Below are 25,668 nucleotides of genomic sequence, written 5' to 3'. Positions count from 1 at the left end.
AAGGCAGCGGCCTGCAATGACGACGGTTGAACGGGAAGAGCCAAACAACCGCGTCGAGGGAAGCGGAACAGGGCGCTAATCAGCTGTCTTTCTCTGGCGATTGAGTCTCGCCGGCGGCGGCCTGTGGGGCTTGCGTGGCGTCTTTGGCCTTGGCCACCATTTCAGCCTGGTGCTGATCGTACGCTTGGGCTCGTGCAATTTTTTGCGCAACGAACGCTTGGGATTCTTCAGCCATCGCCATCGGCGACAGGATCAATGAGGACAAAACGAAAGCGCTGGCAATACCCATACTGTTGGACATTCTGAAAACCTTCTTGCTTGGCAAGTGCTGTTTGGTGCGGGCAAAGATAAGGTCGCTTTGCGCCTGGAAACAGCGTGATTTTCATAAATGACTGTTACAGCAACAGCAAATATCGGCGGGCCCTGGTGTATTGATCTTCCGGTCTATTGAAGACAGCGCTGAGAGCCGACCCGCCGCTGCGCGCTTAAAGATCCGCTCTCGCCAGCGGATACACGTTATATAGCCCAAGCATTAACGGCGTGGGTGTCTACGGGAGTGTCCTGTCATGAAACCCAGAACCGCCATTTCGAGTGTGTTGGTTTTGCTTGCGCTCACGGTCTCTGCTGCCCCTCAAGGCACTGGCGGGGAGATCCGTTTCACCGGTCAAATCGTCGATTCCGGCTGTGAAGTCGGGCGAGCGGGAACATTGGCTTTCAGTGAATCGCGCCAGGTCGAGCTCAAGCCCGGCATGCGCTTCGATGTCGATACCTATCGCAACGCGTGCAGCCATGAGACGTTGCCGTTTGCCATGACCTATGAGTCGCTGAAGACCTCGGCCGACAAAGGCATTGTGACCATCACTTACCTGTAAACCGTTCGGCGTGCGCCGCAAATCTTCAGGTGCTGACCCACGGCGCACAGGTATACTGCGCGCCTTTGTGGCTCACTGATCGGGCCCGATTTTTTGCTTTGCGGAGCTTTTATGACTTCCCCGACCCTACCGCCGGTTGACGACGCCGTGAGCGATGTCCCGGCTGAGCTGGCCGACGCCAACGAAACCAAAACCGAGATCCCGGCTTTCAAATTCCCGTTCAAACCGGGCGAGTTGGCGGGCGCCAAAGGTTCGAACCAGCCGTGGTACAAGAACGGCGCCAAGAATGGCCACACCAAGACCCCGGGCATGGCGCCGCCGGGCACCCGTCGTTCGATGGGCAAGCGCTGAGTTTCATTCCCCTCTCAGGCCTGGCTGTGATGTTCGATCACGGTCAGGTCATCAGCCTCAGCGAAAATGCTGGATCATGCCGCCCGTAGCGAGATGAACGCATACGTCTGCGCCGGCTCAGTCACCACCTGCCCTCCGGCCGCCAGCACTTGCCCGGCAATGTCATCCCCGGACACATGAAACAGCCATTCACTCAGGGCTTCGTTCGGCGGTTGCGCGCTCACTTGGTCTATCACGGTGGCAAACGCCGCCATATTCGGCAAATACGCGGTAAAGCCATCGCCCTTGAGCGCCGTGGTGCGAATGCCGAGCCTGGCGCAAATCGCCTCTTTGATCTGGATGTCATCGCGATCCGCCTGACGTGAACGCTGTATCAGCTCCACCAATTGCTGATCAACCAGTTCACCGCCGACGATCAGCGCCGGGCCCTGTTCCCAAGACTCCGGCGGGCAATCCTTGGCGGCAGGATTGAGCGGAATATGCGGGTTGATTTCCGCTGGATAAATCCGGCACACCAGGGGGCGACGTTCATAAATCCGACAGCGCTTGTCTTCGTCAAGATTCCGGCAGGGGCCGACGTTGTATGCGGCAAAGGTGATGGCTACGTGGGCATCGGCCATACCGCTGCGCACCACCACCGACCGCCGTTCGGCGTGCTCGCGCTGCTGCGCCGGTAAGCCCAGGCCGTTGCCGAGGAATGCTTCGACCAGCACGATCACCTGGCCGCCATCCGCTGCCCACATGCGGGCCTCGGAGAGGGTCAGGGGGACATGGTGGTCAGTGCAGCATTTGCCGCAACCTACGCAGGAAAACGTCGTATTCATTGAACGATCAATCTTCAATCAGGGTGTGAAACGGCGACGTAAAGTCGCCGTGCAGGCTCCTGTCGAAGCAAGTTGTGCGCCATTTACTGCGCTTTGGCGGTGGGGCGGATCGAGTCCCATTCGGTGACGAAGGCGCTTTTTGACTTTTTGTTGAACAGGCACAGCTCTGTACCTTGCTGGCCCTTCATGTGTTTTTGCGGGTATTGACCTTGCAGCAGAACGGCGGTGTAACCGACTCGGCGATCGAATTGCGCGGGGTTGCCAACCGGTTTGACGTTTTTCAGGCCACTGGCCTTGGTGCAACTGGCGAGTACGCTTTTGTCGTAGGCCGCCCAGGCTTCGGGGCTGGAGGCGTGGGCCTGGGAGGTGAGCGCGGTGAGACAGAGCAGGCTTAAGGTGAGGGTCTTCATGGTGGGCATCCTTGTTATGGCCAAGGTTGAAGTATGCCTGAGTGTGAGACGTTGTCTGTGCCGACGTCGTCGCGGGGAAGCAGTGGATCAGTGCGGGACGATTTCCCGGCGAACCACATACATCCCGGCACTCTCATACAACCGCTGCGCCCGAACGTTATCTTCCAGCACCTTCAAATCGACAAACCCCTCGCGTCGTTGCTGAAACACCTTGAATGCATTGAGCAGCAACGCCCGACCGAGACCTCGGCCTCGAGCACGCGGATGTACCACCAGATTCTTGATGTAGGCACTGGTCCAGCATTGCGCTACACCGACGACGCCCTCGGTATCGTGGGCAATAAAACACAGGGTCGGATCGTATTCGGGATCGGTTTCAAACCGTTGCTGCCATTGCTCCAGCGCTGGCACCCGGCCGCCACCGTCGCGATAGCCCAGTTGCATCAGGTGGTGCACGGTCGGGGCCAGTTCGGCGTTATAAAGGCTGACCTCGATACCCTGCGGCCAGACAATTGGCGGCGCGTCCGCGCGCAGATCGCGGCGCATCAGCAAGCAGTGCGTCTGGCTCAAGGCTCAGTGTCCGCTGGCGGCAACGTGTTTGGCCGCTTCGATCAGGCGTTGGGTCAACTCCGGCGAGGAGAACTTGGTCAGCACCGCGTTGGCCCCGGCCAGACGGGCTTTTTCGCTGTTCATCGCGCTGTCGAGCGAGGTGTGCAGCAGCACGTAGAGGTGAGCGAAGTCCGGGGTCTCGCGCAGGGTCCGGGTGAAGGCGTAGCCGTCCATCTCGGACATTTCGATGTCCGAGACGATCAGGTTGATCTGCCGCGCCGTGCCCTGCAGGTCGAGCAGGCAGTCGATGGCTTCCTTGGCGCTGCGGGCGGTGTGGCATTGCAGGCCGAGGTTACGCAGGGTATGCACCGATTGCTGCAGCGCTACCTGGCTGTCGTCGACCACCAGAATCCTTGCGTTGCCGAGGACTTCGGCGTCTTCCATGGTCAGGTCGGTGGGGGCCATTTCAATCTGCGCCGGGGCGATGCTGTGGATAACTTTTTCGATGTCCAGCACTTGCACCAGCGTGCCTTCGACCGAGGTCACGCCGGTAATGTAGGCGCGCACACCGCCGGAGCCGAACGGCGGCGGTTTGATGTCGGTGGTCAGGCAATGGATGATTTTGCTCACGGCCTGTACATGCAGGCCTTGTTTCGAGCGGCTGACGTCAGTGACGATCAGGCAGCCGCCGTTCGGGTCTTCCAGCGGTCGCTCGCCGATGGCGCGGCTCAGGTCGATCACCGACAGCGAGGCGCCGCGCAGGGTGGCGATGCCTTTGACGTGCGGGTGCGACTCCGGCAGCTTGGTCAGCGGCGGGCAGGGGATGATTTCACTGACTTTCAGCAGGTTGATCGCCATCAGCTTGCCGCTGCGCAAGGTAAACAGCAGAAGCGAAAGTGAATCTGCGCGGGCTTTGTTGGAGGACATAAAAACCTTCTGTGGAAAAAGGTGATGGGCGAAGGTGGAATCGCCAAAAACGATCGATGCCGGGTTATCGGCGTTTAAAGGATGGGCTTTAGGTCAGTTGTCAGGTGAGGGGCTTCTCAAGCTTTTCAGTTTTTCATGCCGAGGCGCTTGGCCATCCGCCCCAGATTTGCCCGATCCAACCCTAACTCGCGCGCCGCACTTGCCCAGTTATCCTGATTGCGCGCCAGCGCCGCACTGATCAACTGGCGCTGATACGCCTCGGTTGCCGCGCGCAAGTCCCCGCTGATGAGCGATACAGGCGCCACAACAGCGGCCGCCGGCAAAGGCGAGTTATCCACAACCTCATGCGGTAAATCCAGGTCCGCGGCACTCAGGCTGAGTATTTTCGGCCTTACTTTGCTGTTGCCCAGCGCTTTGAGGGCACTGCGACCGATCAGGTGTTCAAGCTCTCGCACGTTACCCGGCCAAGTGTAGGCGAGCAGGGCCTCTTGGGCGTCGCTGTTGAGCCGCAGGCTGTTGAGGCCCATGCGCGAACGGTTCTGTTCGAGGAAGAATCCGCTGAGCAGCAGCACGTCACGCCCGCGATCACGCAACGCCGGCACCCGCAGCGGGTACACGCTCAGGCGGTGGTAGAAGTCGGCGCGATAACGGCCGCTGCGCACTTCTTCGGCCAGGTCGCGGTTGGTCGCGGCGATCAAGCGCACATCGACCTGATGCTCCTTGTCCGAGCCCAGGCGCTGCAATTGGCCGCTCTGCAGAACCCGTAGCAACTTGGCCTGCACCGTTAGCGACAACTCGCCGACCTCGTCGAGAAACAGCGTGCCGCCATTGGCCAGCTCGAATTTGCCGCGCCGGTCACTGGTGGCGCCGGTAAACGCGCCGCGTACATGGCCGAACAACTCGCTTTCCACCAGCGTGTCGGGCAGGGCGGCGCAGTTGAGGCTGATGATCGGTTTATCAGCGCGAGGGGAGGCGGCGTGAATGGCTTGGGCGACCAGTTCTTTGCCGACCCCGGTTTCGCCGGTGATCAATACGGTCAGATCACTGCCACCCACCAGATTGATTTCTTCTACCAGCCGTTTAAGGGCTTTGCTCTGGCCGATCATTTCGCGGTGCTGCTGGCCGCTGGCCTGGCGGTAGACCTCCGCGCGCTGGTGTTCGTCTTCGGCGCGAGTCGCCAGACGTTCGATGCGCTCGGCGGCGTTGACCGTGGCCGAGGCGAGGCTGGCGAAGGCTTGCAGCGCATCCAGTTCGATCGGTTCGAAACGCTCGGGATCCAGGGCGTCGAGGGTGATCAGGCCCCAAAGCTTTTCATCGACGAACAACGGGCAACCGAGGCAGTCGTGGACTTGGAGATGATCGTCCAGGCCCTCGACCAAGCCGTCGTAAGGATCGGGCAAGTCACTGTCAGCAGCGAATCGGGTCGGCCCTTTGCCTGCCAGCAACACTCCGAAGCGCGGATGCTCGCTGACTTTGAAACGTCGGCCGAGGGTGTCGGTGCTCAAGCCGTCCACCGCCAGCGGCACCAGCGCTTCGCCGTCCAGGCGCAGTAGTGCGGCAGCGTCACAGGGCAGCAGGGCGCGCATGGCCTCGAGCAGGCGTCGGTAACGCTCGCCCTCGGGCAGTTCACGGGAGAGGTCGGAGACCAGAGGCAGCAGGGCGGTGAGCAGGGATTTGGCGGACATGGTTTTGTAGTCAAAGAGACAAGATGTAGTCGTGTTGACTATAAATAGCTTGGTGTCGATATGACTACTTAAATTTTAAGTGATTGTTTTTTATAGGAAATAAAGTTGGCACGGAAGCTGATAAGCCTAAGGTAACTTTCAAGAAAACGCAGGAGTCACCCTTATGCTTAGCGTCCAGGATCGTGCCATCGTCAAATCCACCGTGCCTCTGCTGGAAAGCGGCGGTGAAGCGCTGATCACCCACTTCTATCGCATGATGCTCTCTGAATACCCGCAAGTGCGTCCGTTGTTCAACCAGGCCCACCAGGCCAGCGGCGATCAACCGCGGGCCCTGGCCAACGGCGTGCTGATGTATGCGCGGCACATCGATCAACTCGACCAGTTGGGCGACCTGGTGGCGAAGATCATCAACAAACACGTCGCCCTGCAGATTCTGCCGGAACATTACCCGATCGTCGGTACATGCCTGCTGCGCGCCATCTCTGAAGTGCTCGGCGAAGAGATCGCTACGCCTGAGGTGATGAGTGCCTGGGGCGCGGCCTATGGGCAACTGGCCGACATTCTGATCGGCGCCGAAACCGCCATCTATGATCAGAAAGAACACGCCGTCGGCGGCTGGCGCGGCGCGCGCGAGTTCATTGTGGCGGCCAAGGTCGAGGAGAGCGCGGAAATCATTTCGTTCTACTTTGAACCTGCGGACAAAGGCCCGATTCTCGCGGCCGAGCCGGGTCAGTACATCGGCATGAAGCTGATCCTCGATGGCGAAGAAATCCGTCGCAACTACTCGCTGTCGGCGTTGGCGAACAAAGGCCAGTACCGCATCAGCGTCAAGCGCGAGCCGGGTGGCCGTGCGTCCAATCATCTGCACGATCAATTGCAGGTGGGGGCGAGCATTCTGCTGTTTCCGCCATCGGGTGAGTTCACCCTGACGGCCAGCGACAAACCGCTGGTACTGATCAGCGGTGGCGTCGGGATCACGCCGACCCTGGCGATGCTTGAAGCGGCGCTGCAGACCAAGCGCCCGGTGCACTTTATCCACTGCGCACGCAACGGCGGCGTCCATGCGTTCCGCGACTGGATCGATGGTTTGGCTGAGCGTCATCCGCAACTCAAGCGTTTCTATTGCTACGCCGAAGATGACGGTGTGAGCCCGGCGGCGGACAACGTCGGGATGTTGAACCAGCAATTGCTCGGCGAATGGCTGCCGGCGCAGCGTGATGTCGATGCTTATTTCTTGGGGCCGAAAGGTTTCATGGCGGCGATCAAGCGCCATCTCAAAGCGCTGGGCGTGCCGGAGAAGCAGAGCCGGTATGAGTTCTTTGGCCCGGCGTCCGCTTTGGAATAATCCTTCGGACCGAGTCGTTTGCATCGCGGGCTTGCCCGCGATGGCATCACTACGGTCTCGATTCTTAAAAAGTGTTTAAAGGTTAATCGTTTCTTAACCGGTTTATCGTTTATTCCCCGATGCTGATGATAGGCGCTCGTTCGTTTACCTGATCAGGATCGCTCCCATGTCGCACATCATCTTCTCCCCTCGTTTCAGCCTCGCTGCGCTGAGCCTGTCGGCTTCGCTGTTGGCCAGCCCATTTGCTTGTGCCGAATCGGCCTTGATCACACCGCAGACCCTGATCGTCGATCAGAGCCTGCCCAAGGCACAGGTTGAGGCCATGGAACTGGCAGCGCGGCGTTATGGCAGTTTCTGGAATTCGGGTGAGGAGGCATTGGCCATCGCCGCCTTGTCGCCGCAGTTTGTCGACAAGACTCCGCCTGAAGGTCGGGTGCAAGGGCCGACCGGGCCATTGCTGGCGTCGAAGTTCTTTCGCACAGCGGTGCCGGACCTGCGTTGCGACATTGAGCAAATGATCGTCGCCGGTGATCGCGTGGTGGTGCATCTGCACTTTCGCGGGCACTTCAGCGGCACGTTCAAGGCTCTCAAAGGGCAGGGCCAGCGTGTAGACTTCCGGGCAACCGATATCTATCAGATCGACAACGGTCGCATCGCGGCCAATTGGCATATCGAAGACAACATCAGCCTGATGGCGCAACTGCACGCGCAGCCGCCAGCCAGCTGAACCATGGACATACAAGGGAAACGCGATGAGCGAGGAAACGATTCGATTGGGACGTGAGCGGCGCTTTCTGGTGCTGCTGGGCATCATCTGCCTGGCGCTGATCGGTGGGGCGCTGTACATGCAGATCGTACTGGGCGAGGCGCCATGCCCGCTGTGCATCTTGCAGCGTTATGCGTTGTTGCTGATTGCGCTGTTCGCGTTCATTGGCGCAGGCATGCGCACCCGGCGCAGCATCACGGTGTTTGAAGTGCTGGTGGTGATTTGCGCGATTGCTGGCGCAGGTGTGGCCGGGCATCACGTTTACACGCAGTTCTATCCGGCGGTGAGCTGCGGCATCGATGTGCTGCAGCCGATTGTCGATGACCTGCCGCTGGCGAAGATCTTCCCGCTAGGCTTTCAGGTCGACGGTTTCTGCTCGACGCCGTACCCGCCGATCCTCGGTCTGTCGCTGGCCCAATGGGCGCTGGTGGCGTTCGTGCTGGTGGTGATTCTGGTGCCACTGCTGACCTCGCGTAACCGGAAAGCACTGCGCTGAGTCAACTTTTCAACGCTTTGGCCGATACAGAAAGCGCCCCGATTTGCGGATCAGCAAATCGGGGCGTTTTGCATTTCAGAGTGTTTGTCAGATCACCGTGACGAACGGCAATGGAGCGTGCGACAGGTGTGCGACATGTTGTCACACGAGCGGCGTCGCCAGCGGTTTCACAGACACGGATTGGTGTGCTGTTACAAAAAAGGATTGGTCTGTTTCGGCGTTTTTCGTGTTTTGAACGCGAGTGCCAGATCAGGCATTTTTAACAAGCGTTGGGATATGGCCAAAAGCCTTTGAATATCAGGCTTTGCGCAGTTCTGGTCTTCGGAAAAAGCCTTCAGAGCTGTCTGAACTGACGCGGATACACCTACTATTTTTGGTGTTTTTGTTGAGAATCGATTTCGATAACATGCGGCACTTTTGCAAAAATGGCGATGGATTGTTGCTCGAACGGATAAAAATTATTTCGGGATAAGACATGGTGTATAGGGCGCTACCTATCTACAATCGCCCGCAATGAATTTCCGGCACTGTTCAGCCTTTATTAAGGAACTGAGCAGGAAGTCGGGTGTCGAGCAGGCCGGATGGCTGGCGAGACACCCAGGTGTCGGTGCCTTCCAACTTTCCGCACCAAATGGAATTGGTCTGTAACAAGGCCTTTGACCACGAATTCGAATAAGAACTTAACGCTGCTCCGGGATTTGTCGAGCGTCTGACGCGCGACGGGCGGCCCTTATTCAATCCAAAGAAAATGCCAACCCTTGGCAGGGTGAAGTGTTGGCGATCAAAACCCAACTGCATTGCGCAAGCTGCTTTAGAGGTCGTGAGATGAGTAAAAACAGGTACCCCAGATTACTAGGCCTAGTGCCGCTGCTCGGCACGTTGTTGCTGGGAGGCTGCAACATGACCTTGCTCAATCCAACGGGCCAGATCGGCCTGGAACAGCGCAACCTGATCATCACCGCGACCTTGCTGATGCTGTTGGTCGTGGTGCCGGTTATCGTCATGACCTTCCTGTTTGCCTGGAAGTACCGCGCGTCCAACAAGAACGCCGTCTACACCCCGAAGTGGTCGCACTCGACCAAAATCGAAGTGGCGGTCTGGACCATCCCGGTGCTGATCATTATTGCCCTGGGTTACATCACCTACATTTCGACCCACGAATTGGACCCGTATCGTCCGATTGAATCCGACGTCAAGCCTGTGACCATCGAAGTGGTCGCGCTGGACTGGAAGTGGCTGTTCATCTACCCGGAACAAGGCATTGCCACGGTCAACAAGATCGTGTTCCCGGCGCACACGCCCATCAACTTCAAGATCACCTCCGACGCTGTGATGAACTCGTTCTTCATCCCGGGTCTGGGCGGCCAGATCTACGCGATGGCGGGCATGCAGACCAAGCTGCACCTGATCGCTGACCGCAACGCTGAAATGGACGGTATCTCCGCCAACTACAGCGGCGCGGGTTTCACCGGCATGAAGTTCAAAGCCATCTCGACGACTCAGGAAGATTTCGACGCCTGGGTAAGCGAAGTCAAGAAGTCACCTAAACAGCTTGATCAAGCTGAATACGCAGCCCTTGCCAAACCGAGCCAGAACAACCCTGTCGAGCTCTACTCGTCGGTCACGCCTAACCAGTTCCAGATCATCGTCGACAAGTACGAAGGTATGAAGCCGGGCAAGCCGCTGAAGCACGAGAAGAAAGAGAAAGAAGTGGCGGCCACGGATATTGACTCGAGTTCGCATTCAGCTGCCGGGGCAGAGGAGTAAACGATGTTTGGTAAATTAAGTTGGGAAGCAGTCCCATTCCACGAGCCGATCGTGATGGTGACCATCGCCATGATCGCCCTCGGTGGTCTGGCGCTGTTCGCTGCAATCACCTACTTCAAGAAGTGGACGTACTTGTGGACCGAGTGGCTGACGTCGGTCGACCACAAGAAAATCGGCGTGATGTACATCGTCGTTGCCATGGTCATGCTGCTGCGCGGCTTTGCCGACGCGATCATGATGCGTACCCAGTTGGCCATGGCCACCGAGGGTTCGCCTGGCTACCTGCCGCCTGAACACTATGACCAGATCTTCACCGCTCACGGTGTGATCATGATCATCTTCATGGCGATGCCATTCTTCACCGGCCTGATGAACCTTGCAGTGCCGCTGCAGATCGGCGCGCGTGACGTTGCCTTCCCGTTCCTGAACTCCCTGAGCTTCTGGCTGCTGGTATCGGGCGTTGTGTTGATCAACCTGTCCCTGGGCGTCGGCGAATTCGCCAAGACCGGTTGGGTTGCCTATCCGCCGCTGTCGGGCTTGCAATACAGTCCTGGCGTGGGGATGGACTACTACATCTGGGCGCTACAGTTATCCGGGTTGGGTACGACGCTAACGGGGGTCAACTTCCTGGCCACCGTGCTGAAAATGCGTACCCCTGGCATGAAACTGATGGACATGCCGATCTTCACCTGGACCTGCACCTGGGCAAACGTTCTGATCGTGGCTTCGTTCCCGATCCTGACCGCTACCTTGGCACTGCTGACACTTGACCGTTACATGGATTTCCACATTTTCACCAATGAACTTGGTGGCAATCCAATGATGTACGTCAACCTGTTCTGGGCGTGGGGCCACCCTGAGGTATACATCCTGATCCTGCCGGCATTCGGCATCTTCTCGGAAGTGATCTCGGCGTTCACCGGCAAGAAACTGTTCGGCCACCACTCGATGATCTACGCCTCGGGCGCGATCTCGGTACTGGGCTTCATGGTTTGGCTGCACCACTTCTTCACCATGGGTTCGGGTGCGAGCGTCAACGCCTTCTTCGGTCTGGCGACGATGCTGATTTCCATCCCGACGGGTGTGAAGCTATTCAACTGGCTGTTTACCATCTACCAGGGCCGTCTGCGCTTCACCAGCCAGGTTCTGTGGACCCTGGGCTTCATGGTGACCTTCGCCATCGGCGGCATGACCGGCGTACTGCTGGCCATCCCGGGTGCTGACTTCGTTCTGCACAACAGCCTGTTCGTGATCGCGCACTTCCACAACGTGATCATCGGCGGTGCGGTATTCGGTTACATCGCCGGTTTCGGCTTCTACTTCCCGAAAGCGTTCGGCTTCAAGCTGCACGAAGGCTGGGGTAAAGCAGCGTTCTGGTTCTGGATCTCGGGCTTCTTCGTCGCGTTCATGCCGCTCTATGCACTGGGCTTCATGGGCATGACCCGTCGTCTGAACGCCACCACCAACCCTGAGTGGGTGCCGTACCTGTACGTTGCCATGTTCGGCGCGGTGATGATCGCTGTCGGTATCGCCTGTCAACTGATCCAGCTGTACGTCAGTGTGCGTGACCGTAACAAGCCAGAGAACGTGTGCGATCACGGTGACCCGTGGAATGGCCACACGCTGGAATGGTCGACCTCGTCGCCACCGCCGTTCTACAACTTCGCTGTGCTGCCTAAGGCTGACTGCATCGACCCGTTCACCGAAGCCAAGGAAAACGGTACCGCGTACCAGGCTCCGGCCAAGTACGAGCCGATCCACATGCCGAACAACACCGCCACTGGCGTGGTGATGGGCGCACTGCTGACCGTGTTCGGTTTCGCGATGATCTGGCACATCTGGTGGCTGGCGATCGCAAGTCTGGTCGGCACTGTCGTGTACTTCGTGATCCACGCTGCGCGTGACGACCAGGGCTATATGGTTCCGGTTGAAACGATCGAGCGCATCGAAGCCGAGCAGCACAAGCGTCTGGTTGCGGCAGGGAAAATCCCGGCTTCCGCCACCCGTGTTGAAACCTCGTTGGAACAGGCTTAAACCATGTCGAATTTAGTGACCAATGCTGGACACGCCCATGGTGACCATGGGCACGATGACCATCACCACGATTCGGGCGAGATGACCGTATACGGTTTCTGGCTCTACCTGATGACCGACTGCATTCTGTTTGCGTCGATCTTCGCGGTGTACGCGGTACTGGTAAACAACGTTGCAGGTGGCCCAGCCGGCCACGACATCTTCGAGCTGCCCTACGTGCTGGGCGAAACCGCTCTGCTGTTGTTCAGTTCGATCACCTACGGCTTCGCCATGCTGGCGTTGTACAAAGGTAAAAAGCAGCAGGTTCTGGGTTGGCTGTTCATGACCTTCCTGCTCGGCGCTGGCTTTATCGCCATGGAGATCAACGAGTTCCACCTGCTGATCTCCGAGGGCTTCGGTCCTAGCCGTTCGGGCTTCCTGTCCGCGTTCTTCACCCTGGTCGGTACTCACGGTCTGCACGTTTCCGCGGGTCTGATCTGGATGGGCATCATGATGTACCAGGTCAACAAGCACGGCCTGACGGCGACCAACAAGACCCGTCTGAGCTGCCTGAGCCTGTTCTGGCACTTCCTGGACGTGGTGTGGATCTGCGTATTCACCGTTGTTTACCTGATGGGGACCCTGTAATGGCTAACGCACACTCCCATGACAGCCACGACGACAGCCACGGCAGCGTCAAGTCCTACGCAATCGGCTTTATCCTGTCGGTGATCCTGACGGCGATTCCGTTTGCGCTGGTGATGTACCCGTCGCTGCCGAAGTCGATCACGCTGATGATCGTTCTGGCTTTCGCCGTGATTCAAGTGGTTGTCCACCTCGTGTACTTCCTGCACCTGGATCGTTCGGCTGCGCAACGTAACAACGTGATTGCCTTCGTGTTCGCCGCGATCGTGATCGTGCTGCTGGTTGGCCTGTCGCTGTGGATCATGTTCAGCATCCACACCTACATGATGGCGAAGTGAGGTAAGACCCGATGTCGCTCAAGCACTTTATCCAAATCACCAAACCGGGGATCATTTTCGGTAACGTGCTTTCTGTGGCAGGCGGGTTCTTCCTGGCCTCGAAAGGGCATGTAGATCTGGCGGTGTTTCTGGCCGCCATGATCGGCACTTCCCTGGTTGTCGCCTCCGGTTGCGTGTTCAACAACTGCATCGACCGCGACATCGACCTGAAGATGGAACGCACCAAGAACCGGGTGCTGGTCCAGGGCTTGATCTCCCTGAAACTGGCCCTTGTCTACGCGACCATCCTGGGTGTTCTCGGCGTTGCATTGTTGTACAAGGTGGCCAACCCGTTGGCCGCTTTGTTCGCGGTCATCGGCTTCGTGATCTACGTCGGCTTCTACAGCCTGTACCTCAAGCGCAAGTCGGTTCACGGCACGCTGGTGGGCAGTCTGTCGGGCGCGATGCCGCCGGTGATTGGCTATGTTGCTGTGACCAACAGCTTCGACATGGCCGCACTGACGCTGCTGGTGATGTTCAGCCTGTGGCAGATGCCGCATTCCTACGCCATCGCGATCTTCCGCTTCAACGATTACCTGGCCGCATCGATTCCGGTGTTGCCGGTCAAACGCGGGATTCAAGTGGCCAAGAAGCACATCCTGCTCTATATCCTGGCGTTCCTCGTGGCGACCTTGATGCTGACCTTCAGCGGCTATGCCGGCATGAGCTACCTCGCCGTTGCCGCGGCCATGGGCATGTACTGGTTGTACATGGCCTGGACCGGCTACAAAGCGGTGGATGACACGGTCTGGGCACGCAAGCTGTTTGTGTTCTCGATCTTCACCATCACCGCGTTGAGCGTCATGATGTCCCTGGACTTCAAGGTGCCGAGCGAGCTGTTGCTGACGTACGCGCCGTAAGGTTTACAGGTTGTACAAGAAACCCCGCCATCGAGAGATGTGCGGGGTTTTTTGTTGCTCGTCGTAAGGTCCCCTCACCCAACCCATTACTTCCGGGAGAGAGTGAGGGTTGCGACTGGAGTCCAAAACCCCTAGATTTGGATCCAACCATGACAGTGATAGCGCCAGGCCATTGCGCAGGTCTTCGACTGTTATTCACGCATCAATCAAAAGGCTGGGCGAAATGACCGAGAGGATGACCTGCGACGAACGCTTCATTGGCCTGGCACAAGCGCTCAACTACGACATCTACGGCGAGAACACTGCCGGCGGCAATTACGCGCCGCTGATCCGTCATCATGATGAGCTGTACATCAGCGGCATGGTGCCGCGCACTAACGGCAAGATTCAGTACCCCGGTCGGGTTGGCCTGGAGTTGACGCTCGAGGATGCGCAGGCCGCCGCGAGCATCAGTGCGATGCGTTGCCTGGCACTGATCGTCGATGCGGTAGGGTCGCTGGACAAGATCAAGGCGTTGTTGCGGGTCACGGTGTACGTGAAGTCCACGGCGGACTTTGTTGACCTGAGCGAAGTGGCCAACGGTGCATCCGATGTGTTCAGTCACGTGCTCGGTGATGCCGGCCGGCATACACGCACCACGGTCGGTGTCTATCAGTTGCCCAAGAACGCGGCGATTGAGGTCGACATGATTGCCGCGCTGCACTCGGACGCATAACCTGCGCGCCGGACAACAAAAAGCCCCGCCTGAATCTCAGTGCGGGGCTTTTTCGCAAGCGTTGCCGTATTACTGCGCGGCGATGCTGTAGCCATCGAACGCGGTCTGCTGTTGCAGAGCGGTGATGATGTTCTTGCGGTTGACGGCGTGTTCGGTGCCGGCGTTGTCGACGAAGGTTTCGCCATCGAGTTCGGCTTCTTCACCTTCACCGACGAAGGTGAAACCCAGGAACTCCAGCGCTTCACGGTCAACGTTCAGGCGCGAGCGCGGTGTGCGCAGCGGCAGGGTCACACTGATGCCGTCCTTGCTGATGGTGAAGATTTCGACTTCTTTCCTGGCGCGCGCGGCTTTGCTCTTGCCGCCACTCGGGTTGCTGATGGCCTGATGCGTCTGGTTCAGCACTTTGAGGGCGAGGCCGTAGACGATTTCCTGAAACGCCGGATCGTCCTTGAAGCTGGACAGGATGCGGCTGATCGAAAACTGGCTGCTCAGGTCTTCGAGGGCGGCGATGTCGGCGGCCTCGGCGTCCTTCAGACGCTTGAGTTCGCCCATCAGCTCGTAGGCCTTGTCGTCATCGAAGCTGTCGTGAGCCTGACGGATCGCGGTGCGCAGCTCGCGGATCTGGTCGCTCTCGCGGCTCGACTGAAACGCGTCCAGCACCATCTCGCTGATGATTTTGGCTTGTGGAAGGTGTTGTGAAAGATTGATGGAGTTTTCGTATTCCGCTTTGGACGATTCGGTGACTACGGATTCAGCGGTGTTGAAATCGGACATTGAAATTTCACTACTTTTTAACTTGAGTTGAGATGAGAAAGCGCGAGGTCTTTTTCAGGCCGCCTAATTTAGGGGAGCAGGGCGGCGTTGTCACGGAGCAACGGGCCGATGGTCTCAACTATTTGTCCGCGTGGTTACGATTCATCGACTGCGCCAGCCATTGCTCGGCGGTTTGCTGATCGACCGGCAAGGAAAAGTGGAACGTCGCACCGCGTCCGGTGACATCCACCAACTGAATCTGGCGGCCATGCAGTTGCAGGATGCGGTGCACGATGCGCAGTCCCAAGCCACCGTCGCGTCGTGAGCCGCCGATATTGAACGGGCGCAGGAACAAACCTTCGCGCAGTTCGGGCGCGATGCCGGGGCCGGTGTCGCTCACGGTCACGTCGACGCCTGAGCCCTGGAACTTCAGGTCGAGTTCGATCTCGCCACCCTGAGGGGTATGGCGCAAAGCGTTGTCCACCAGATTGGTCAGCACCCGTTCGATCAGTCCCAGGTCAGCCCAGACGGTGGGCAGGTTCGGTACGAAACCGGCCTTGAGTTCGACCTGCCGCGCTTCGGCGCTGAGTTCGAATTTCTGGAAGATGTCCTGCACCAGATCGATCAGGGAAAAGCGCTCCAGCACCGGCTGCACAAAACCGTGTTCCAGGCGCACCAGTTCCAGCAGCGATTGCGCCAGCCCGCCGACCTTGCGGCTTTGATCGAGGGCGATGCCCAGGTAACGCCGCCGATCTTCGGGGGACAGCGTGGTGTCCTTGAGCGACAGGGTTTCCAGATAGCCATGCAGCGAGGCCAATGGCGTGCGCAGGTCGTGGGAAATATTGGCCACCAGTTCGCGGCGCTCCTGATCCTGACGAGTCAATGAACGCCACTGCTCACCGAGACGGTTTTGCATGTGCCGGAAGGTGGCATCGAGTATGGCGATCTCATCCGCATCAGTGCTTTTGTCCACCGGTGTCGACGTGGCGGGCAAGGGGGGCGGCGCACCGTCGATGTCGAAGCGGCTGACGGTATCGGTCAACCGTCGCAGTGGCCGGGTGATCAGGTTGAACGCGGTGAGACCGGCAATCAGGCACAGCAACGCGACCACGGCGATGGACAGCAACGCCGTGTTCAGCGCGGCGCTGGTGGCGCCGCGTTCGGCGTAACGGTCGTGTTCCTCGCTGAGCAACACCACGTACAGATAGCCGGCGGCTTTGCCATTGACCTGCAATGGCGCGGCGCTGAAGACCTTGCGCCCATCGACGCTGCGCGGGTCATCGCCGAGGATTGGCAGTGGCTGGCCGTTGAGCAGTTGGCGGATCGGCGCGAGGTCGACGTTGTCTCGCCGCATCCGGCCCTCGGGCGCCGCGTTACCGACAATGCGTCCCTCGGTATCGAGCAGATACACCTCGACACTCGGGTTGACCAGCATCAGTTGGCTGAACAGTTCCCGCACGGCGCCAGGCATCAAACCGTTGCTGTCCATCAGTACCGTGTCATGGGCGATGTGTCGCGCCAGATCCCGCGACAGCCCTTGCACCACCTCCAGCTCATGCATCTGGCTGGAACGCACTTGCAGCCATGCCGATGTACCACCGCACACCAGCAACAACACGGCGAATACCAGCGAGAGGCGCTGCGTCAGGGTCAGTTTCATGGCTGCTCGATACCGAATTTATAGCCGCGGCCCCACACGGTGAGGATGCGCGAGGGTTGCGCCGGGTCTTTTTCGATCTTCGCCCGCAGGCGATTGATGTGGGTGTTGACGGTGTGTTCGTAACCTTCGTGGCTGTAACCCCACACGGCGTTGAGCAGGTCCATGCGCGAAAACACTTTGCCCGGTTGCCGGGCGAAGAAATACAGCAAATCGAACTCCCGTGGCGTGAGGTCCAGTCGCTGAGCATCGAGGGTGACTTCGCGGGTGATCGGGTCGATGCTCAGGCCGTCGAGGCTCAGGCGACCGGCATCCATTTTCAGGTTGCGCGCCATGGCATCGACCCGGCGCAGCAGGGCTTTGACCCGCGCGACCAGCTCCAGCATCGAGAACGGTTTGGCGAGGTAGTCGTCGGCGCCCAGTTCCAGGCCAAGAATGCGGTGCAATTCGCTGGAGCGGGCGCTGGTGATGATGATCGGTGTGTAGCGCGCCATGGCACGGGCGCGGCGGCAGATTTCCAGACCGTCGACGCCCGGCAGCATCAGGTCGAGGACCAGCGCATCCCAGTGCCCTCGCTCCAGCAGGCGCATGCCCTCATCGCCGTCGGCGCTGTGTACAACGTCGTATTGCTCATCGCGCAGATGCAGGCAGATCAGGTCGGCGATGTGTTGGTCATCCTCGACCACCAGGATGCGTTTGGTTTGTTCCATGGAGCTCAATCCTTCGGCGCAATGAGCGCATTGTGCGGGTTTTCCTCAAGGCGAGTTATCACGAATTCGTTAACTTCCCGTGAGGATTTGGCGATCAACCCAAGCCTAGGCTGTGTTCCAAGACAGGTACCTGAAATTTTGGAGACGGCCATGTTTTCACGGCGGCAGATTCTCGTAGCGGGCGGCGGGCTGGGGCTTGCAGCCCTGGTAATCGGTGTATTGCCAAAATTGTCGACTGACGTACCGCTGATCAGCGAGGCACAGGCTGATGAAGCCTTTGAAGTGACTCACAGCGACAGCGAATGGCACTCGATCCTGACTGACGAGCAGTACCGGATCCTGCGTGAAGAAGGTACCGAACGCGCCTACTCCAGCCCTCTGAACAATGAACATCGCGCGGGCACCTTTGCCTGTGCCGGGTGCGATCTGGCGCTGTTTTCATCCGCGACCAAGTTCGACAGCCACACCGGTTGGCCCAGTTTCTGGGCACCGCTTGAACAGGCCGTGGCCACGCGCCAGGACCGCTCCTTCGGGATGGCTCGCGAAGAGGTTCACTGTCGACGCTGTGGCGGTCATTTGGGACATGTTTTCGATGACGGGCCGCAACCCACCGGGCTGCGTTACTGCATGAATGGCCTGGCGATGACCTTCAACGCTGTGGCGGCCTGAGCCATGGCACGTTTGCGCTCTTCACTTCAAACAGGACGACACTATGTGGCTCTTGGTTCTCGCTTATCTCGGTGGTGTGCTGACGATCGTCAGCCCTTGCATCCTGCCGGTTCTGCCTTTTGTCTTCGCTCGCACCGGGCAGCCGTTTATCAAGAGTGGCTTGCCGCTGCTGGCGGGGATGGCGGTCACCTTTGCGCTCGTCGCCTCGTTGGCGGCGGTGGGCGGCGGTTGGGTGGTGCAAGTCAATCAGTACGGTCGCTGGCTCGCGTTGCTGTTCGTTGCACTGTTCGGGCTGACGTTGCTGCTGCCGCGAGTGGCCGAACGTCTGACCCGTCCGCTGGTTTCGGCCGGCAGTCGTCTGTCAGAGGCTGCCGGCCAGGACAATCGCCCGCGTCCCGGCGCTTCGTTTCTGATCGGCGTTGCCACGGGGCTGCTCTGGGCACCCTGCGCAGGCCCCATTCTGGGGCTGATTCTGACCGGCGCCGCGCTGCAAGGGGCAAGCATCGCCACCACGCTGTTGTTGCTCGCCTACGCGGCGGGGGCCGCCACCTCGCTGGCGGCCGCTCTCCTGCTGGGCGCTAAGGTGTTTGCGCTGATGAAGCGCTCGATCGGCACCGGTGAGTGGATCCGTCGAGGCCTGGGCGCGCTGATGCTGGCCGGCGTGGCGGCGATTGCGCTGGGGCTGGATACCGGAATTCTCGCGCGGCTTTCAACGGCATCCACTGGCGGATTGGAACAGGCTTTGGTCGGCAAACTGTCGGGCAAACCTGCAAGCCCGAACGGCACGATGATGGCGCAGATTCCGGCGCAAGATGACGCGGCCAACGGCAGCATGATGGCCACCGGTGGCGCGATGAAAATGGCCGCAAAGGCCCCGGCAACCTTGCCGGTCGAAGGCCGGTTGCCGCCGCTCGATGGCGCAGTGCAATGGCTCAACTCGCCGCCCTTGGACGCTCAGGCATTGAAGGGCAAAGTGGTGCTGGTGGATTTCTGGACCTACTCCTGCATCAACTGCCTGCGCACGCTGCCCTACGTCAAAGCCTGGGCTGAAAAGTATCGCGATCAAGGCTTGGTGGTCATCGGCGTACACGCGCCGGAATTCGCCTTCGAGCGCGATGTCGGCAATGTCACCAAAGCCATGAAGGAACTGGGCATCAACTACCCGGTGGCCATCGATAACGACTACAAGATCTGGCGCGCCTTCAATAACGAATACTGGCCCGCACATTACTTTGCTGACGCTCAGGGACGGATTCGTTACCACCACTTTGGCGAAGGGGCTTACGCCGAGTCGGAACGCGTCATTCAGCAACTGTTGCGTGAAGCCGGTTCGAAAACCGTCGCCGATGGTTTGATCAATGCCGACGCCAAAGGCGTGCAACAGGCGCCGGACATGAACGAAGTGCAATCGCCGGAAACGTATATCGGCTACCAGCGTGCAGAACATTTCGTGCCGCAACTCAGCGTTGTTCCAGACAAAGTTTCGGCCTACACCCCACCGCCCCATCTGGCCCTGAATGACTGGAGTCTCGGCGGCCAATGGAACGTCGGTGCCGAACGCGCCACTGCCGGTGCAACGGCCAGCCGCATCGTTTACCGCTTCCATGCCCGCGACCTGCATCTGGTGCTCGGGCCGGGTGCGGATGGCAAACCGGTGCGTTTCAAAGTGTCGATTGATGGTCAGGCACCGGGTCAAGCGCACGGCGTCGATGTCTCCCCGGATGGCTCTGGCCAGGTCACTGAACAGCGCTTGTATCAGTTGGTGCGCCAGTCCGGCGGCGTGAAGGATCGAACTTTCAGCATCGAATTTCTCGACCCCGGCGTGTCGGCCTACGCCTTTACCTTCGGTTGATCAGGAGTCACGGACATGAAAAATCAAATGAGCTGGCGTCGAGTGTTGTTGGGTGTCGCGGTGGCCGGGGTGATCGGCCAATGTTCAGCCTTCTCCTTTGGCGGCGAAGACGCGGTGGTCATTCCACCGCCCACCCTCGACGAAGTCACACAGGCTCACAGTGAAACCGCTGTATTCGCGGGCGGTTGTTTCTGGGGCGTTCAGGGTGTTTTTCAGCATGTAAAAGGCGTGCAGAAAGCGGTTTCGGGATACGCCGGTGGCGCGGCCAATACCGCTGAATACGAGCGAGTCAGCGGCGGCGATACCGGCCACGCAGAATCGGTGCAAGTCACCTTCGACCCGACGCAGGTCAGCTATGGCAATCTGTTGCAGATCTACTTCTCGGTGGCGCACAACCCGACCGAACTCAATCGCCAAGGCCCGGACAGCGGCACTCAATACCGTTCGGCACTGTTCCCGGTCAACGCTGATCAGCAAAAGGTCGCGCAGGCCTACATCACTCAACTCGACGCGGCCCATGTCTTCAGCAAACCCATCGTCACCAGGCTTGAAAGCTACAACGGCTTCTACCCGGCGGAGGACTATCACCAGGACTTCCTGACCGAGCACCCGAGCTACCCGTACATCGTGATCAACGACATGCCGAAAGTGGCGCAGTTGAAGCAGTTGTTCGGGGAGCGATATCAGGAGAAACCGGTGTTGGTAAAGAGCGGTTCCTGAATCATTGAGCGCCCAAAGACGGGCGTTGTGCCTGAAGCGTTCGCAGCAGCCAATAGAACTTCAGCGAGCGGGTGCTGATCAGTCCGCAGACAAAACCGGACGCTGCGGCCTTGAGCAACAACATGTCCGCAGCCGTGCTGTGTTCCGGGTGCACGTCATCCTGATAGCCGAAGTAGTAGTTCACCGCAAAAAACAGCAACAACAACATCAGCGCTTTCCAGGTGCCCGGCACAACCAATCCGGTTTCCGGGTCGTCGAGCTTCACGCCCTCGCGGGAAAAAATCAGCCATGCCGACAGGGCGCCGAGGGTCAAAGCGATAAACCAGCCGCCCAGCGTAAAACCGGGATCAACTGACAGGTTCAGCGAAAACAGCGACCAGACCAGCAGCGCCAATGGAGTCGACAGTAGAGATAACCGGCTCTCGTGCTGAGGCTTGCGAGCCTTCAGGCCGTAATACATCAGGATCACGAAAACCACGTAAACCCACAGCGGGGTGTTTTGCAAAATGGCGAGCATCGCGCAGCGTCCGTGCTGGAAAAAGGAGGATCATAGCCGTTGTCATCGTGCTTGACGGTTATTTCAATCGCGGGCGCTCCATGACAATCAGCGACGTTTCAAACCCCAAACTGTCGGTAATGCCTCGCGCGAAGCCGATGATCTGCCCGTAGTACAGCGCGACAGCGGTGCATTGAGAGTTTTCGATCAGCTGCGCAAAGGACCCGCGGGAACCTGTTTGATGGTGCCGGGAGTCAGGGTCTGCCCCATGCCCGCATCGCGAATTCGACGAAGCGCCGCAGCTTGGGCAGGCGATAGCGATCCGGGGCATACAGCAGATGTAACGGGCGGCTGGGCGGTTGGTAGTCGGGGATTACCGTGATCAGTCTGCCATCGCGCAGATCCTGCTCCACCAACGCATCGGGCAGCATCACGATGCCCATGCCGTTGCGCGCCGCCTGATGCAGGCCGGCGGAGCTGTTGATCAGCATCGGCCCGCTGACGTCGACCATGATTTCGCCGTCCGGGCCGCTGAGGCGCCAACGTTTTTCCACCGATTGCCAGTCATCCCCGGTGGGGTAGGCGAAGGACAGACAGTCATGCTGTTGCAGGTCTTGCGGCGTCAGCGGCATGCCGCGCCGTGCCACATAGTCGGGCGACGCGCAGACCGTCAGGGTGTAATCGATCAATGGCCGCGCAATCAGGTTGGACTGCTCGAAGTTGCCCAGCCGGAAAGCGACGTCGAGGCCGTTTTCCAGCAGATCCGGGCGGCTGTTGGTCAGCACCACGTCGAGTTTGACCTTTGGCCATTGCAGGGAAAACTCACTGAGCGCCGGGGCCATGCGTTCAACGCCGAAGGTCAGCGGAGCTGTGATGCGCAAGATGCCGCGGGGTTCGTCCAGAGCCTGCTCGGCGAGACGCTCGGAGTCCGCCACCAGCCCCAACACATCCAGGCAACGCTGGTAGTAAACGCTGCCGAACTCGGTCAGTCGCTGGCGCCGGGTGGTGCGTTGCAGCAGTTGTACGCCGAGCCGTTGCTCCAGTGCTCGCAGATGATTGCCGACCATCGTCGTCGACATGTCGCACTGCAACGCGGCTGCCGTCATGCTCCCCGCTTCGACGACTTTGACGTAGACGCTCATCGACTGGAACAGATCCATTATCAAGCTCTGCTTTTAAATGATTTAAGTTTTACCGAGTTTATCCAGTTCTGGTGGCTAACCATACTGCAAACACACCGACCTTCACTGGAGTTTGAAGTCATGACCGCCGCCCTGATGAACACCTACCAACCACTGGCCCTGAGTTTCACTAAAGGACTGGGCACCCGACTGTGGGATCAGGCCGGCCGCGAGTATCTGGATGCGGTCGCTGGTGTGGCGGTGACCAATGTCGGCCACTCGCATCCACGGATCGTTTCGGCGATCAGCGAGCAGGCCGGTCTGCTGCTGCACACCTCCAACCTGTACAGCATCGACTGGCAGCAACAGCTTGCAAAACGGCTGACGGAGCTGTCGGGAATGGAGCGGGCGTTCTTCAACAATTCCGGGGCCGAGGCCAATGAGACGGCGCTGAAACTGGCGCGGTTGTATGGCTGGCGCAAGGGAATTGAGCAACCGCTGGTGGTGGTGATGGCCAACGCTTTCCATGGCCGCACTCTCGGCACGTTGTCCGCCAGCGATGGCCCGGCAGTGCGCCTGGGCTTCAATGAATTGCCGGGGGATTTCGTCAAAGTGCCGTTCGGTGATCTGGCGGCACTGGAGTACATTCAGCGCAAGCACGGCGAGCGGATCGTGGCGATTCTGGTCGAGCCGATTCAAGGCGAGAGTGGCGTACAACTCGCGCCACCCGGTTACCTCAAGGCCCTGCGCGAAATCTGTAATAGCCACGCCTGGCTGCTGATGCTCGATGAGATTCAGACAGGCATCGGCCGCACCGCCCAGTGGTTTGCTTTTCAGCATGAGGGCATCGTTCCGGACGTCATGACGCTGGCAAAAGGCTTGGGCAATGGCGTGCCGATTGGCGCTTGCCTGGCCCGGGGCCGGGCGGCAGATCTATTCACCCCGGGCAGCCATGGCAGCACGTTTGGCGGTAATCCGTTGGCTTGCCGTGTTGCTTGCACGGTGCTGGATATCATCGAAGAACAGGGGTTACTGGAGAACGCCCGTATTCAGGGCGAGCGGCTGTTAACTCGGTTACGCGCAGAGCTGGCGGACAACCCCAATGTGCTGGCCATTCGTGGGCAGGGCTTGATGATCGGTATCGAACTGAAACAGCCGATTCGCGATCTGACATTGATCGCTGCGCGCGATCACGGGCTGCTGATCAACGTCACGCGCGGCAAGACCATACGGCTGCTGCCGCCGCTGACGATTGATGAGCGGGAGGTGGATATGATTGTCAGAGGTGTGGGGCAGGCGGTGGGGCTTGATTCTTAGTAGTGATATCTGCACATGACGATACAAATTTGGCCTTCCGCGATTGTATACCGTTCTCGGTCAACGGCTTGTTTTCAGACACTGCATTTCCTTCAGAACTGAGCTGCTTGCGCCAGTTGGACAAAGACATTTCGCTGACCCCTTCGCGCCGGGAAACCTCGGCCATCGACAGGTTCAGCGGGGGAAGCAGCATCTTAAGTAATGCGGCTCTGCGTTCAGGTGAATAGTACGGCACGACCAGTCTCTTTCCGCCCCCGATATGCTTTTTTTGGAGAAACCGGAGAGGCGAAAACTATCCTGACACCGGGGGAGAGTGGTCCCTTGCGGCTGCGGGGTATGGCTGATGTCATGCCTTATCCTTGGCTTTCAAATAGCTGGATTTCTTGCTTTCGGGTCATGCGGATTGTGGTTTGTTCTCCAGTTCCTCCTCACGCTTGGCGATAGCTGCTGCCAACTCAGGAGAGCGTTTGGCCCACTGCTCAGCCGGCAGTGGTTTCGACCATTCTTTTATAGCCGGGGCGTTCAAGTCAGGTGGCGGAACCAGCTTGCGTTCTTGCAAATAAAACCCCAAAGGAGCACCTAAAAAGACAGTGAAGAAAACATCTTTAATTGCAGATTTAAAGTCTCCCTTGGCTGCGGATTTCAATGCGTCGAACAAAATACTAATGGTCCAGCCGATCAAGCCTTTTTGGCTGTTCTCACCCTCAAAATTGCACTTCGGAACGGCTTCCGGCCCAACCTCCATGTAGCTGCGCATGCACTCCCACAGACACATGGCCGTTTCGCCGCCACCGCAACTGAATCCCAAGCTGAAGTCTCGTTCTTTTTCGGGTGCATCGGGATCGGGATTGCGAAAGCCTACGACCAATAGGCCTTGAGTAGTTTTACCGTGCTGACCGACGGAGTGCATTGCTACCGCTTGAGCAGTAACCTGCTCCCAAGGGACGATCCAGTAACGGCCGTCATCGAATGGCACGCAGACCTCTCGGCGCTGGCGGTTGAAGCGAACAGGGAGAGGGACCGGGCGGCTCAACATGTAGATGAAAAAAAAATTGGCATCCCACAGAAACACATGAACCCATACCAGTAAGCAGCATTCAATCCGTCAAAACCCACTGCCTGGGTCAACCATATAAAAATAAGCAGTACGGGCCAAAGCACCATGACGAAAGAGCCAATGCTGTAGGAGCCAATGTCAAGAAATACCTCGTTCTTGCGCCAGATCGTGTTGAGGACATCCTTGGGCGTTTGTCCTGTCGGAACGGCCAGTGGTGCCAGGTAATCCTCTCGTGAGAGCGGTCCGTTGCGGCTACCGAGTTTGGCTGAGTTCATGCCTTATCCTTGGGGTTCAAATAACGCGAATTTTGTTGTGGCCCTAGTCGGTGGATGCTGGCCCGGTCAAGCTCAGGGGTTGGCTCTCCTGGACGTAAAATAATGATTTCACCATCTGGGCTCAATAACCCGCCATTAGGCGATAGGGTATAGGCTTGGCCCTTTGAGCCGCCGATGGTAGCACCTACACCGGCAAGTAGTGCCACGGGGCTGAGATAGCACAGTCGCAAGGACAAACGGGTGAGGGGCTGTGGGAAACTCCCGCTCAGGCGCAAACCCTGGCCTGCGTCCACGGGTATCCAACTACACCGGCCCCCGGTGTCAGGATAGTTGTCGCCTCTCCGGTTTTTCCAAAAAAAGCATATCGGGGGCGGAAAGAGACTGGTCGTGCCGTACTATTCACCTGAACGCAGAGCCGCATTACTTAAGATGCTGCTTC

Annotated in this window: 26 protein-coding genes and 2 pseudogenes; 15 read left to right on the top strand and 13 right to left on the bottom strand. The window is 58.8% G+C overall.

Annotated elements, in window-relative coordinates; translation table 11 throughout:
* Positions 1-79 precede the first annotated feature (79 nt).
* Positions 80-301, bottom strand: a complete 222-nt coding sequence (locus AACY50_RS14715; protein ID WP_339538779.1) for a hypothetical protein — start codon at positions 299-301, stop codon at positions 80-82.
* 265 nt (positions 302-566) lie between these two features.
* Here AACY50_RS14715 and AACY50_RS14710 point away from each other — a divergent pair, with 265 nt between their 5' ends.
* Positions 567-872 carry a type 1 fimbrial protein gene (locus tag AACY50_RS14710; RefSeq protein WP_339538778.1) on the top strand — a complete coding sequence of 102 codons (306 nt, stop codon included), beginning with the start codon at positions 567-569 and terminating at the stop codon, positions 870-872.
* A 111-nt stretch (positions 873-983) separates the two neighbouring features.
* A complete protein-coding gene (locus AACY50_RS14705) occupies positions 984-1,223 on the top strand; it encodes a hypothetical protein (RefSeq protein ID WP_339538777.1) in 240 nt (79 codons plus the stop codon).
* Between the two features lie 74 nt (positions 1,224-1,297).
* On the opposite strand, the gene AACY50_RS14700 is transcribed toward AACY50_RS14705, so the two are convergent.
* From AACY50_RS14700 to norR, 5 genes are all read right to left on the bottom strand, one after another.
* Positions 1,298-2,047 (bottom strand): YkgJ family cysteine cluster protein, encoded by a 750-nt coding sequence (locus AACY50_RS14700; protein ID WP_339432145.1) that lies wholly within the window; start codon positions 2,045-2,047, stop codon positions 1,298-1,300.
* 83 nt (positions 2,048-2,130) lie between these two features.
* Positions 2,131-2,457, bottom strand: coding sequence for a hypothetical protein (locus tag AACY50_RS14695; RefSeq protein WP_339538776.1), 327 nt, complete (start codon positions 2,455-2,457; stop codon positions 2,131-2,133).
* 87 nt (positions 2,458-2,544) lie between these two features.
* Positions 2,545-3,003, bottom strand: a complete 459-nt coding sequence (locus AACY50_RS14690) for a GNAT family N-acetyltransferase (RefSeq protein ID WP_339538796.1) — start codon at positions 3,001-3,003, stop codon at positions 2,545-2,547.
* A gap of 27 nt (positions 3,004-3,030) precedes the next feature.
* Positions 3,031-3,933, bottom strand: a complete 903-nt coding sequence (locus tag AACY50_RS14685) for a chemotaxis protein CheV (protein WP_221731499.1) — start codon at positions 3,931-3,933, stop codon at positions 3,031-3,033.
* A 125-nt stretch (positions 3,934-4,058) separates the two neighbouring features.
* A complete protein-coding gene (norR, locus tag AACY50_RS14680) occupies positions 4,059-5,618 on the bottom strand; it encodes a nitric oxide reductase transcriptional regulator NorR (RefSeq protein WP_339465294.1) in 1,560 nt (519 codons plus the stop codon).
* Positions 5,619-5,781: 163 nt separating this feature from the next.
* Between norR and hmpA the strand changes: the two genes are divergently transcribed.
* From hmpA to AACY50_RS14635, 9 genes are all read left to right on the top strand, one after another.
* Complete coding sequence (gene hmpA / locus AACY50_RS14675; protein WP_339432142.1) at positions 5,782-6,963, top strand: NO-inducible flavohemoprotein; 1,182 nt, start codon at positions 5,782-5,784, stop codon at positions 6,961-6,963.
* 166 nt (positions 6,964-7,129) lie between these two features.
* Positions 7,130-7,690 carry an ester cyclase gene (locus tag AACY50_RS14670; RefSeq protein ID WP_339538775.1) on the top strand — a complete coding sequence of 187 codons (561 nt, stop codon included), beginning with the start codon at positions 7,130-7,132 and terminating at the stop codon, positions 7,688-7,690.
* A 25-nt stretch (positions 7,691-7,715) separates the two neighbouring features.
* On the top strand, positions 7,716-8,225 hold the full coding sequence (locus tag AACY50_RS14665) for a disulfide bond formation protein B (protein WP_277759198.1): 510 nt from the start codon (positions 7,716-7,718) through the stop codon (positions 8,223-8,225).
* Between the two features lie 825 nt (positions 8,226-9,050).
* A complete protein-coding gene (cyoA, locus tag AACY50_RS14660; RefSeq protein ID WP_339432141.1) occupies positions 9,051-9,992 on the top strand; it encodes a ubiquinol oxidase subunit II in 942 nt (313 codons plus the stop codon).
* A 3-nt stretch (positions 9,993-9,995) separates the two neighbouring features.
* Complete coding sequence (gene cyoB, locus AACY50_RS14655) at positions 9,996-12,026, top strand: cytochrome o ubiquinol oxidase subunit I (RefSeq protein WP_339465291.1); 2,031 nt, start codon at positions 9,996-9,998, stop codon at positions 12,024-12,026.
* Positions 12,027-12,029: 3 nt separating this feature from the next.
* On the top strand, positions 12,030-12,653 hold the full coding sequence (gene cyoC, locus AACY50_RS14650; RefSeq protein ID WP_221731492.1) for a cytochrome o ubiquinol oxidase subunit III: 624 nt from the start codon (positions 12,030-12,032) through the stop codon (positions 12,651-12,653).
* Complete coding sequence (cyoD, locus tag AACY50_RS14645; protein ID WP_221731491.1) at positions 12,653-12,988, top strand: cytochrome o ubiquinol oxidase subunit IV; 336 nt, start codon at positions 12,653-12,655, stop codon at positions 12,986-12,988. The genes cyoC and cyoD overlap by 1 nt, the downstream gene beginning before the upstream one ends.
* Positions 12,989-12,999: 11 nt before the next feature.
* The gene (gene cyoE / locus AACY50_RS14640) at positions 13,000-13,887 is read left to right on the top strand and encodes a heme o synthase (protein ID WP_332766113.1); all 888 of its coding nucleotides are present in this window, start codon (positions 13,000-13,002) and stop codon (positions 13,885-13,887) included.
* A gap of 223 nt (positions 13,888-14,110) precedes the next feature.
* Positions 14,111-14,602: a RidA family protein gene (locus tag AACY50_RS14635; RefSeq protein ID WP_339432139.1), complete on the top strand. Its 492-nt coding sequence runs from the start codon at positions 14,111-14,113 to the stop codon at positions 14,600-14,602.
* 69 nt (positions 14,603-14,671) lie between these two features.
* On the opposite strand, the gene AACY50_RS14630 is transcribed toward AACY50_RS14635, so the two are convergent.
* From AACY50_RS14630 to AACY50_RS14620, 3 genes are all read right to left on the bottom strand, one after another.
* Complete coding sequence (locus AACY50_RS14630) at positions 14,672-15,376, bottom strand: hypothetical protein (protein WP_339432138.1); 705 nt, start codon at positions 15,374-15,376, stop codon at positions 14,672-14,674.
* A gap of 118 nt (positions 15,377-15,494) precedes the next feature.
* Positions 15,495-17,015, bottom strand: a complete 1,521-nt coding sequence (locus tag AACY50_RS14625; RefSeq protein ID WP_339538774.1) for a sensor histidine kinase — start codon at positions 17,013-17,015, stop codon at positions 15,495-15,497.
* Positions 17,012-17,722: a response regulator transcription factor gene (locus AACY50_RS14620; RefSeq protein ID WP_339432136.1), complete on the bottom strand. Its 711-nt coding sequence runs from the start codon at positions 17,720-17,722 to the stop codon at positions 17,012-17,014. The genes AACY50_RS14625 and AACY50_RS14620 overlap by 4 nt, the downstream gene beginning before the upstream one ends.
* A gap of 150 nt (positions 17,723-17,872) precedes the next feature.
* On the opposite strand from AACY50_RS14620, the gene msrB reads away from it, so the two are divergent.
* From msrB to msrA, 3 genes are read left to right on the top strand one after another with little or no spacing between them, the layout of a single operon-like run.
* The gene (gene msrB, locus AACY50_RS14615; protein ID WP_339432135.1) at positions 17,873-18,391 is read left to right on the top strand and encodes a peptide-methionine (R)-S-oxide reductase MsrB; all 519 of its coding nucleotides are present in this window, start codon (positions 17,873-17,875) and stop codon (positions 18,389-18,391) included.
* Positions 18,392-18,434: 43 nt separating this feature from the next.
* Positions 18,435-20,243 (top strand): cytochrome c biogenesis protein DipZ, encoded by a 1,809-nt coding sequence (locus AACY50_RS14610; RefSeq protein ID WP_339432134.1) that lies wholly within the window; start codon positions 18,435-18,437, stop codon positions 20,241-20,243.
* A 15-nt stretch (positions 20,244-20,258) separates the two neighbouring features.
* Positions 20,259-20,963: a peptide-methionine (S)-S-oxide reductase MsrA gene (gene msrA / locus AACY50_RS14605; RefSeq protein WP_339432133.1), complete on the top strand. Its 705-nt coding sequence runs from the start codon at positions 20,259-20,261 to the stop codon at positions 20,961-20,963.
* 1 nt (position 20,964) lies between these two features.
* Here msrA and AACY50_RS14600 read toward each other — a convergent pair whose 3' ends face one another.
* The gene (locus AACY50_RS14600) at positions 20,965-21,480 is read right to left on the bottom strand and encodes a hypothetical protein (protein WP_339465283.1); all 516 of its coding nucleotides are present in this window, start codon (positions 21,478-21,480) and stop codon (positions 20,965-20,967) included.
* 233 nt (positions 21,481-21,713) lie between these two features.
* Positions 21,714-22,619, bottom strand: a complete 906-nt coding sequence (locus tag AACY50_RS14590) for a LysR family transcriptional regulator (protein WP_339465281.1) — start codon at positions 22,617-22,619, stop codon at positions 21,714-21,716.
* 102 nt (positions 22,620-22,721) lie between these two features.
* On the opposite strand from AACY50_RS14590, the gene AACY50_RS14585 reads away from it, so the two are divergent.
* Positions 22,722-23,897, top strand: a complete 1,176-nt coding sequence (locus tag AACY50_RS14585) for an aspartate aminotransferase family protein (protein ID WP_339495607.1) — start codon at positions 22,722-22,724, stop codon at positions 23,895-23,897.
* 25 nt (positions 23,898-23,922) lie between these two features.
* Here the strand turns inward: AACY50_RS14585 and AACY50_RS14580 are convergent.
* Positions 23,923-24,132: pseudogene (locus AACY50_RS14580) on the bottom strand (transposase); the annotation flags it as partial.
* Between the two features lie 159 nt (positions 24,133-24,291).
* Positions 24,292-25,229 (bottom strand): annotated as a pseudogene (locus AACY50_RS14575) (hypothetical protein).
* Positions 25,230-25,668: the final 439 nt, after the last annotated feature.

Origin of the sequence: Pseudomonas sp. RA_15y_Pfl2_54, from assembly GCF_963971015.1 — a bacterium.
In the GTDB taxonomy this organism is placed as follows: domain Bacteria; phylum Pseudomonadota; class Gammaproteobacteria; order Pseudomonadales; family Pseudomonadaceae; genus Aquipseudomonas; species Aquipseudomonas baetica_A.
The sequence above is the reverse complement of the archived record's forward strand: the minus strand, read 5'-3'. Positions and strand labels throughout refer to the sequence as shown.